Origin of the sequence: Porphyromonas bennonis DSM 23058 = JCM 16335 (assembly GCF_000375645.1) — a bacterium.
Classification (GTDB): domain Bacteria; phylum Bacteroidota; class Bacteroidia; order Bacteroidales; family Porphyromonadaceae; genus Porphyromonas_A; species Porphyromonas_A bennonis.
The window spans coordinates 1-5,071 of record NZ_AQWR01000065.1; the positions used below are offsets into that span (position 1 = coordinate 1).

A 5,071-nucleotide genomic window follows, 5' to 3' on the forward strand; every position below is an offset into this window, starting at 1 on the left:
CTAAAAAGCGGGCACCCCTGTCGGGGTGCATCGTTCACCACTCTTCACAATGAGTGGAGTGGCTCCTGTAATGCTCAAATGCGTCACCCCTGTCTGCTTGGGTCTCCTCACTGCAATAATCCTCTTCAATTGTTGGGTCGGGGCTCTGATGTTTTATGGGTAATTTCTATACCTTTGCATACACAGAAGACAATAACTAATAGATGTAATAGTCCTATGAACGTAAAAAAGTGGATGCTCGCAGCAGCTGCCCTGCTGCTCTCTGCATCGTTTGCCTCAGGTGCCAAGGCGCAGCAGGTGCTCACGGAGGGCCCTCTCAATGAGGTGAAGATCAATCTCCCGATGGCTCTCGCCGGCAATATCGAGCTCTCCTATGACCGAATCCTGCTGGAGGATCTGTCGCTTGGCGTCGCTGCCAGTGCCGCTTGGGAGGACTCCTATCCTTACAAGTTTGCGGTTATGCCCTATGCTCGGTGGTTCTTCTGGAAGCACCGCGGGCAGGACGAGTTTCCCGGTGCCGGCTTTTTCATCGAGGTGAATACCGGTCTCTTCAAGTGCAAGTACGACAAGTCTGAGTCGAGCTATGATGTCGCGAGAAAGACCTATAACTATAGTACCACAACCGAGGAGGGCATAGGTGCCGGTCTCGGTCTCGGCATTGGCTGGAAGTGGATCTCCAAGAGTGGCTTCGTCGGGGAGATCTACACCGGCGCAGGACGTAACTTCGTCTCTGCTACGCAGGGTGGTGTCCCCGCCTATATCCGTAGCGGCATCAGCCTGGGCTATCGCTTCTGATCCTTACTGATTCATACATGTAAAGAGTGGGCAGCTTCCCCCTTTGATCGGGAGGCTGCCCACTCTTTTTTATAGCTAATGGTCAGGGGCGCTTGAAGTCTGTCAGCTCTTTCACAGTCAGCTCTTTCCCCTTCCTCTTCTCCTCCCTATAGAGCCCTCTCCCCGGGATGATCCACTGAGTGATCTCCTCTTGCTCTACCTCCTCCTCTCGCTTACCCATCACCTTGACATCGGTCTTGGATACCATGGTGTAGGAGCGCACGATCGTGGAGACCTCGCCGAGAGGCGTCTTCCGGGTCTCTCTCCGGAGGATCTTGTCCCCCTCTATGGTCATGGTGAGGTGGAGATTGAGTAGCCCGAGTAGCTTGACCTTCGCCTTCACATCCAGTGTCTGATCGGGAAAGGTCTGTCCGGGGGTCCCCTGCAGGGGAAGCATCCTGAAGCGGTCTCCACTGAGACAGTTGAGCTCTACCTTTGCCAGCTTAGCCGCCTTGCCAGTCATCTTCTGACGCACTAGAGTCCTCAGCTCATCCATGGAGTAGTAGACACCGTCGGGCAGCACTATCTCAGATATAGGGATCTCGTCCGAGCCGCCCGGTACGCTGCTCCAGACGTTGTTGCCCTTGACACGGTGGAGTGTCAGCTGCTCGGTCGAGTTTTTCCCATCTTTTCCTGTCGTAGTATAGGTCGCTTGTGTGCCTATAGGATCAGTGGGGACAAAGATCTGTGCGGATGCCGAGAGTGCTGTAAGCAGCAGCGGGAGTAGAGTGATGATCAGTTTTCTCATATCAGTTTGTTTCTTCATGACTTGGTGCTCCAAATGTAGCGAAAAAAGAGAGGAGCTGCCCCACATAATCGGGGCAGCTCCTCTTTGTCTTATCTCACAGTGTGACTAAGTGTCACTCCTGCATCGCAGCCTCAGCATCCTTACGGTGCTCGATGGCAGCCTGTGCTGCTGCCACGCGGGCGATCGGGATACGATAGGGCGAGCAGCTGACGTAATTCAGCCCGACGGAGTCGCAGAACTTCACACTCGACGGCTCACCTCCGTGCTCACCGCAGATACCGCATACCAGCTCGGGACGGGCCTTGCGACCACGCTCGGCAGCGATACGGATCAGCTGACCCACACCGTCCTGGTCGAGTACCTGGAAGGGATCCACATTGAGGATCTTCTTCTCGAGGTAAACGGGTAGGAAGGACGCAATGTCGTCACGAGAGTAGCCAAAGGTCATCTGCGTGAGGTCGTTGGTGCCGAAGGAGAAGAACTCTGCCGAGGCGGCGATCTTGTCTGCCGTCAGGGCTGCACGGGGCACCTCGATCATCGTACCGATCTTGAAGTCGATCCGAGTACCCTCCTCCTCGAAGAGTGCCTCAGCTGTCTCGGTGATGATACGCTTCTGCTCATTGAACTCCTGTACGATACCTGCCAGCGGCACCATGATCTCGGGGATGGGGTTGTATCCCTCCTTCTTCAGCTCGATGGCTGCACCGAGGATGGCTCTCGTCTGCATAATCGTGATCTCCGGATAGGTATTGCCGAGACGGCAGCCACGGTGACCCAGCATAGGATTGTGCTCAGCCAGCTGCTGTACGCGGTCACGGATGTACTTCACCGTCACGCCCATATCCTGAGCCATCTCCTCCTGACCCTTGGCATCGTGGGGGACAAACTCATGCAGCGGCGGATCCAGCAGGCGGACGATCACCGGATGACCATCCATGGCGAGGAAGATTGACTTAAAGTCCTCTCTCTGGATCGGGAGCAGCACCTCGAGTGCCTTGTACCGATCGTCGGCAGTCTCGGAGAGGATCATGTGGCGGATCGCCTTGATCTTCTTTCCGTCGAAGAACATGTGCTCCGTACGGCAGAGACCGATACCTACGGCACCAAACTTCCGTGCCACATTGGCATCGCGACCGGTGTCTGCGTTGGCACGCACGACCATGCGGCTGTGCTTCGAGCAGAGGTCCATCAGCATCTGGAAGTCCTCGTCCAGCTCAGGTGCCTCAGTCTTGAGCTCACCCTCGTAGATACGACCGGTGGAGCCATTGATGGAGATGTGATCTCCCTCGTGGAAGACCTTATCCCCTACAGTAATGGTGCGGGCCTTGTAGTCGATATTGAGCGCTCCTGCACCGGTGATACAGCACTTACCCATACCACGTGCCACCACGGCAGCGTGACTGGTCATACCACCGCGCGCGGTGAGGACACCATCTGCCACCTGCATACCGGCAAGATCCTCGGGTGAGGTCTCGTCGCGGACCAGGATCACACGGTGACCCTCCTTGTGGTGGAGCTCCTGAGCATCGTCAGCAAAGAAGCAGATGATACCTGTAGCGGCACCGGGGGAGGCGGGCAGACCGCGAGCGATCAGTGTAGCACTCTTCTCCATCTTCTTGTCGAAGACCGGGTGGAGCAGCTCGTCCAGCTTATTAGGCTCGATGTGCTCGATGGCAGCCTCCTCGTCGATCATGCCGTCACGGAGCAGGTCCATGGCGATCTTGACCATCGCCCGACCGGTACGCTTACCGTTACGGGTCTGGAGGAACCAGAGCTTACCCTCCTGGACGGTAAACTCCATATCCTGCATATCGTGGTAGTGCTGCTCCAGCTTGTGCTGGATCTCGAAGAGCTCCTTGTAGATCTCCGGCATCGCCTCCTCGAGAGAGGGGTGCTCGGACTTGCGCTCCTCCTCGCTGATCCCCTTGTACTCGGCGAACTGCCGCGAGCCCTTGAGGGTGATCTGGCTCGGGGTGCGGATGCCGGCGACGACGTCCTCGCCCTGAGCATTGATCAGGTACTCGCCGTTGAAGACATTCTCACCCGTGGCGGCATCGCGTGAGAAGCAGACGCCGGTGGCACTGGTGTCGCCCATATTACCATAGACCATCGCCATGACGGTCACTGCCGTTCCCCACTCCTCGGGGATGCCCTCCATGCGACGGTAGAGCACGGCGCGCTCATTCATCCATGAGCTAAAGACGGCAAAGATGGCACCCCACAGCTGCTCGTGGACATCCTGCGGGAAGGGCTTACCGGTCTTCTCCAGCACGGCGGCCTTGAAGCGCTTCACCAGCTCCTTCAGGTCCTCCACCTCCAGCTCGGTATCCTGGGTGACGCCCTTAGCCTTCTTCACCGCACGGATCTCCAGTTCGAAGGGGTCGATGTCGTCCTTATTCTCGGGCTTCAGTCCCAGTACCACATCGCCGTACATCTGTACGAAGCGGCGGTAAGAGTCCCAAGCGAAGCGAGGGTTATTGGTCAGCTTGGCAAGTCCCTCGACAGCCTCATCATTGAGACCAAGGTTGAGGATGGTGTCCATCATACCCGGCATGGAGGCAGGAGCGCCGGAGCGGACCGAGACGAGGAGCGGATTCGCCGGGTCGCCAAAGGTACGTCCCACGAGAGCCTCGATCTTAGCGATATTTGCCTTAACGTCCTCGGCGAGAGACTTGCGGATATTCTCTGCACCCTCGGTCTGATAGGCTCTGCAGACCTCTGTCGTGATTGTAAATCCGGGAGGCACCGGTACGCCTACGAGGTTCATCTCGGCGAGGTTGGCTCCCTTACCACCGAGGAGCATGCGCATATCTGCGCGACCCTCGGCCTTGCCGTTGCCAAAGGAGTAAATCTTCTTACTGCTTTCGCTCATACTATTTGTTTCTTTTGATTTATATTGGATTGCAATCCTAATACTATTGATAAGCTTTCTAAGTAGCACTCTTGTGCCTACACCACAAAGGTACAGACGATTGCCCTATATTACACGGAAAAGACTGATTAGGGTAAAAAATATCTAATTACGCCCACTTGCTATTTTTCTGTTTTTGTTCTTTTTGATAGACGATTTGTTCTTTTCTGCAATCATATTGAGAGGAAATTATGGTAGGAGTATCCCCGCCTTTGGAGAGGTATTTCTATTACCGGTATTAGTGACGACTAATAGCGGTAATAGTGTCGACTAAACCCGGTATTAGTTTACAGCGAGATCGTGACGGCTTTTACCCACCAGTTTTCGCAGAGGTGCCCGCTCTTAGAGTTCCAGTCCAAAGGTCGCATTCTCAAGGGTCAATAGATATGAAACGGAGACCCTGAGTGCTGGAGAGAAGGTCTGAGAATACAGATGAAAATAGGACAGGCTATATATGTCCTGTGAGCCTTTCCCATTTGTATGATTTCTCTAAGCATAGCTATAATGCACAGGGGTGACGCATTTGAGCCTTAAAGCAAAGAAGTGATAATCCCTGTCGCTGTGCAATCCTGTCGACT

3 protein-coding genes are annotated in these 5,071 nt (G+C 55.1%); 1 reads left to right on the forward strand and 2 read right to left on the reverse strand.

Annotated elements, in window-relative coordinates; translation table 11 throughout:
• The first annotated feature begins 216 nt into the window (after nucleotides 1–216).
• Nucleotides 217–795 (forward strand): DUF3575 domain-containing protein, encoded by a 579-nt coding sequence (locus B088_RS07890; RefSeq protein ID WP_018107887.1) that lies wholly within the window; start codon nucleotides 217–219, stop codon nucleotides 793–795.
• Nucleotides 796–877: 82 nt separating this feature from the next.
• Here B088_RS07890 and B088_RS07895 read toward each other — a convergent pair whose 3' ends face one another.
• Nucleotides 878–1,582, reverse strand: coding sequence for a hypothetical protein (locus B088_RS07895; protein WP_018107888.1), 705 nt, complete (start codon nucleotides 1,580–1,582; stop codon nucleotides 878–880).
• 112 nt (nucleotides 1,583–1,694) lie between these two features.
• Nucleotides 1,695–4,454 (reverse strand): pyruvate, phosphate dikinase, encoded by a 2,760-nt coding sequence (ppdK, locus tag B088_RS07900; RefSeq protein ID WP_018107889.1) that lies wholly within the window; start codon nucleotides 4,452–4,454, stop codon nucleotides 1,695–1,697.
• Between the last annotated feature and the right edge of the window lie 617 nt (nucleotides 4,455–5,071).

Bases quoted from the DNA above. Each gene is read 5' to 3' on its own strand.
- B088_RS07895 (WP_018107888.1), bottom strand. From the start codon at position 1,582: ATGAGAAAACTGATCATCACTCTACTCCCGCTGCTGCTTACAGCACTC.
- ppdK (WP_018107889.1), bottom strand. From the start codon at position 4,454: ATGAGCGAAAGCAGTAAGAAGATTTACTCCTTTGGCAACGGCAAGGCC.
- B088_RS07890 (WP_018107887.1), top strand. From the start codon at position 217: ATGAACGTAAAAAAGTGGATGCTCGCAGCAGCTGCCCTGCTGCTCTCT.